Source organism: Streptomyces marokkonensis, assembly GCF_039539045.1.
In the GTDB taxonomy this organism is placed as follows: domain Bacteria; phylum Actinomycetota; class Actinomycetes; order Streptomycetales; family Streptomycetaceae; genus Streptomyces; species Streptomyces marokkonensis.
In genome coordinates, this window is record NZ_BAABCQ010000294.1 from 1 (window position 1) to 4,946 (window position 4,946).

The window sequence follows — 4,946 nt, forward strand, 5'->3', positions numbered from 1 at the left end:
CATTAATTCCATATCGAGGTGGCCGCTTCAAAAGGCTGCCCAGTCGAGCTTCACGCCAAGGGTCGTCGAACTCGGGCAATCGCGTCCTGCCCGTCAAGAGCTGCTGCAGCATGCCCTGTACGATGGCCTTCTTCTTCGCAATGGCCCGTTCAAGCTGAGCGATGAAGCGGTCAACGTCCGATACGGCTTCTGCGATCGCTTCTTGCTCGGAGATTCGAGGGAGAAGGATCGGGAAATCCTTGACATCACTGCCCGTGATGTTCGGATCCTTTCGGCTACTACTAGCGACTGACCGCCAATACCCGACGCGATAGTTCAGAGTGTGCAATAGGTATGCGGGGAGCAGTTTGCGTTGATCCGCAGTTACCGCAGTGATCGCCTGATTAACCGATGCAGGTGCAGACAAGAGGCCCGTTCTGCCGATCTGTTGATACCCGCCGTACATCGCGACCAGAACGGTCTCCGCAGGATAGATCTTTAGGCTAGTCTCTTCCAGAGCTCGATCCGTGACCCTCTCCTGGGTAGCCAAGATTACCGAGTTGTTGAGATCTAGCGTTTTTACCCACAAATGTTTACCGTGACTGAAATATTCCTCTTGTCTCGCACGTGATGGAGTTGTTCCAGAGCCAAACGTCGCAACGTCTCTGAGGCGTTCTTCCCTCCAGTCATCAGGCGCGCCGGTAGACGGTTCGGCTGTCATTTGACCCCCATATCCGTCAGATGCATAGCGACGAGGCGATCCAGTTTGGAAAGTTCCGCTTCAAGGTTGCCGAGTGTCTCGCCGTAGCGCTCGCCGAGCTCTTCGATTCGGCTTACCAAAGCCAGCGCCAACGCATTGAGTTCCCCAGCAACGCGTTTCGTGATCGTCGCGTGCCACTTGTCGTCGAGGACGAGCAGTTTAATCTCGTGCGCGGTGAGGTCGCCGTACTTCTTGAGAGTCGCAAGATCGAGTGCGGCCTGGGCTTCCTTGGCGGCCTTCTTGGCGAGGGCTTCGTCGTTATACAGGTTGATCAGATGTCGGAGGGCCTTAACCTCTTCTGGGTCAGTTCCTTCGTGCCGGGCCACCTTGAACCGAGCCGTAGCAAGAACCTTTGAGATCTTGCCGTCATCCATCGCTTCCGCGAGCAGGCCGTCTTCAGTGGCATGCTCTTCGAGGTAGTCCTCGACAGCACGGCTGGCTTCATCGGCTGTGGCGTTCAGCGCGTCGACCTCGGCCTGTTCGTTTGCAAAGTAGCGAGCTACGACGAGCGCCGGCGGGATGAGATCCGTCTTGTACTTGGTAGCGCTGCGCCCCGAGCCAACGATGAGATCCGGCGTCTCGGAGAGCTTGCGCCCCTTGTCCTCGATGGCCTTGCGAGGCTTCGCCGCGTCAAGCCATCCCTCGTTCATTACGAGGAAGACGTCGTCGTGTATCACGCCGTGCCAGTAGGTCATGAGCTGCTCGTAGACGTCGTACTCGTCGAGTAGCGGAGTGTTTTTGAATCGAGCCAGCAGATCATCGCTGATCTGGGCGATCAGATCATTCGGGAGGGTGTCGGCATCGAGTGCCTGGAGGATGGGACGGTGGGTGGTGAACCAGTCGTCCACCTGGCTGCGCACTTCATTAGCGAACTTCTGAAATTCGTCGGAGTCCAGGATGCTCTGTTGCACCTCGGTCACGCCGACCGCAAGGTCGCTGTAACCGGAGCGGTTTCCCATGAACAGCGTGCCGCGGAGGCTAGGGAACGCCTCCCAGTACCCGCTGAGTGCGTCTACGTCGCGGTCCGGGATTCCACCATGCAGGTGCGCGTGGAGGTCCTGGATGTCCTCAGGTTCAGACGAATCGATGTAGCGCGAGATGTTGAGGTTGTAGTCGTTCTTCGGGTCGGCGATCTCGTGGAGCGACACCATGCGCGAGTAGCGCTTGATGGAGATCTGCCTGTTGAAGACGTCGACGATCTTGTGGATGTCCTGGCTACGAAGACGGTTCTTATTTCCGTCCTTGACGAAGCCTTTGGAGGCGTCAATCATGAAGACGCCGGTGCGTGCCTGGGCGTTCTCTTTGTCGAGGATCATGATGCAGGCCGCAATGTTGGTGCCGTAGAAGAGGTTCGCGGGCAGGCCGATGATCCCCTTGATGTAGCCACGGCGCAGCAACTCCTTGCGGATGATTGCTTCGGCACCACTGCGGAACAGCACACCGTGCGGCAAGATGACCGCAGCTTTGCCGCCGCTCTTCAGTGACTTGAGGATGTGCAGCAGGAAGGCGTAGTCGCCGTTCTTCTCCGGGGGCCGGCCCAACTCGAAGCGACCGTAGTCATTCTCTAGTCCATTACTCCACGACTTAGTCGAGAACGGCGGGTTGGCGACGGCGAAGTCGAAGGTCCGCAGCTGCCTTCCCGCAGTGAACTGCGGGCTGGTGATCGTGTCACCCTTCAGAATGTCTGCGTCCTCGTTGCCGTGGAGGATCATGTTCATCTTGGCCAGCGCCCAGGTGGCGTTGTCTTTCTCCTGGCCGTAAATGGTGATGCTGCGCGGTGCCTCGTCAGCCACTTTGAGGAGAAGCGAGCCCGATCCGCAGGTGGGGTCGTAGACCGTGTGGTCCTGGCGGGTGCCAGGTCCGATGCCGACGACCTTGGCGAGTACGCGCGAGACCTCGGCCGGGGTGTAGAACTGGCCCTTCGACTTACCCGACTCAGTGGCAAAGTGCCGCATCAGGTACTCGTAGGCGTCGCCGAGCAGGTCGTCGCCCTCAGCGCGGCTACCGCGGAAGTCCAGGTCAGCAAAGATCGTCACTAGCTTGGAGAGGCGATCCTGCATCTCCTTGCCCTTGCCGAGCTTTTCCTCGTCGTTGAAGTCGGCCAGGTCGATGACCTTTTCAAGCCCGTTGGCCTCGGCGAGCTTGCCGATGATCTTGTTGATCTTGTCGCCGATCTCCTTATCGCCCTTGAGGGCGATCATGTCGTCGAAGGACCCGCCGGCGGGGACGTCGATCAGGGAGTTCGGATCGGACTTGCCCTTGTCCGTCACGTACTTCACGAACAACAGCGTCAGGATGTAGTCCTTGTACTGGCTGGCATCCATGCCGCCGCGCAGCTCGTCGCAGCTCCGCCACAGGGAGCTGTACAGGTCCGACTTCTTGAGGGCCACTAGCACGCCACCCCCTTGCCAGCGCCGAGCCCAGAGCCTGACCGCGATCCCGTGGTGAGGTGTACGCGTGACCTGTCCATCCTTCGGCGCCCATCCTTTGCGTGCCAGTGCGTGACAGCAGCGTCACAAGGGGTAAAACTCAAGCTGAGTGCCTCAACGATAGCGCCGGGCACTGACGCGGGATGTCGTTAGCGGGTAGCGTCCAGGAACTGTCCCCGCCTCCTCAGTGAGCACCCATGCAGAGGGGTACCTCACCCCACGGTGACCTTGATTCCCGTCCAGTGGTCGAGCGACGCTCGAGGGCCGGTGTACGTGCGTCTTCCGGGTGCCGAGCTGGTCGGATCAGTGTGCGGCTGAACCATGAGAAGTCGCACGTGGCACTCGCTCATGCTTGCGCGGTCGGTCACTCCTTGCGGTCGCTGGCGAGTGGGCCGGGTGATCGCACGAGGATGCGCAAGCCCTCGGCCTCGCCCCGGCACGGTGCCCGGACTGGGGGCGGGGGCATTCGGTAATTCCGTGCCGTCAGACAGCAGCGGGGAGAGCTCGGAGACGGTTGCGGAACTCCCGTACGGCCGGCACCGCGGAGTGCGGGTCGAGGTAGTTGCTGAACTTGGTCAGACGGACGTGCGCCCGGTCGGAGCGGACGCGGTTCTCCAGCAGCTCCAGGCCGAGGTTGGCGGCGTCCAAGGCGCCGTCCAGGTCCCGGGCGGCGAGCCGTGCCGTGGCGAGGCGGCCGGACCGGACAGCTCGGTCTCGCGGTACTGCTTGGTCCACTGCCACCGCGAGGGCACTGGTCGCTCGCTCGGGGAAGCCGGAGCGGAGCATGATCTTGCCCTCGGTGGACTTGAGCTGGGCCTCGCCGTACCAGCCGAGCCAGTCAGGGCGGTCGCCTTCGCGGTGCGTGCCCCACAGGTCGTAGGCCCGGTTGAGGGACTTGCCGGCCGCCTCGTGCTGGGTGTCTCGGGACAGGGCTTCGGCCTGGTGGAGGTAGAGGTACGAGGTCGCTGCAGGTGGGAGGGCCGACGGGGCGTTGCTGATGGCGGTGTCGATCAACTTCACGCGTGCGGCCGTGTCGCCGGAGTCGGAGATGTGGACGCCCATTTCGGCCAGGATGAAGGCGCCGAAGCCGTCGTCTTTCGCGCTATGGGCGCTGCGGAGGGCGCCGACGTAGTAGCGCTGGCCGAGGGAGCGGAGGCCCTTGTCGTAGGCCATCCATCCGGCGAGGTACGACACGCGGGCGGCGGTGGCGTACAGGCGGTGCTCGATGGCGTCGGTGTAGCGGCCATGGCCGAGAAGGCTGGTGATCAGTGCGAGGTCGCTGGTGGACTGGTCCAGGAGGCGTGCGCCGCCCATCTGGTCGTCGAGCGTGCGGAGGGTGTCCACGCGCGCTTCGATGGTGGTCACCATCGCGTCGGTGACGCGGTCGCCGTCGATTGCCGAGGCGAACGCCGCTGGTGCGGCTGCCCAGTTGGCTGCGACGCCCGTCAGCGCGACGCCGGTGATGGACAGGAATCCCCGACGATCCATGTGACCGCTCCTGACCAGATCAGCGAATACCTTCACGGTGCCGACCGGAGTCCACGGGGACGCCAGGGCCGTCGACTCCCAGGCCGGTAGCCATCGGGGCCAGGCAGTCGAACGTACGTGGTCCTCGGGGATGCCCAGCAGGTCGGCGAGCACCCGTTGAGCGTCCGCGTCAGGGGCCTGCCCCTGCTCCCACTTCCAGACCGTCGTCCGGTTGGTCGCCAGCGGCACGCCCAGCTCCGCCCCGCGTTCTCGCATGCGCCGGGCTAACTCGGCCTTGCCCCAGCCCTTGC

The 4,946-nt window shown here is 62.6% G+C and carries 3 protein-coding genes; all 3 read right to left on the minus strand.

From position 1 onward, the window contains the following. The coding region (locus ABEA26_RS34935; RefSeq protein ID WP_345597964.1) for a restriction endonuclease subunit S at nt 1-700 on the minus strand (700 nt) is incomplete at its 3' end. Further along, entirely contained in the window at nt 697-3,129 is a 2,433-nt protein-coding gene (locus ABEA26_RS34940) for a type I restriction-modification system subunit M (RefSeq protein ID WP_345597966.1), read from the minus strand. The genes ABEA26_RS34940 and ABEA26_RS34935, both read right to left, overlap by 4 nt. A gap of 522 nt (nt 3,130-3,651) precedes the next feature. Beyond that, on the minus strand, nt 3,652-4,946 hold a 1,295-nt coding region (locus ABEA26_RS34945; protein ID WP_345597967.1), incomplete at its 5' end, for an NsdA family TPR-like regulatory protein.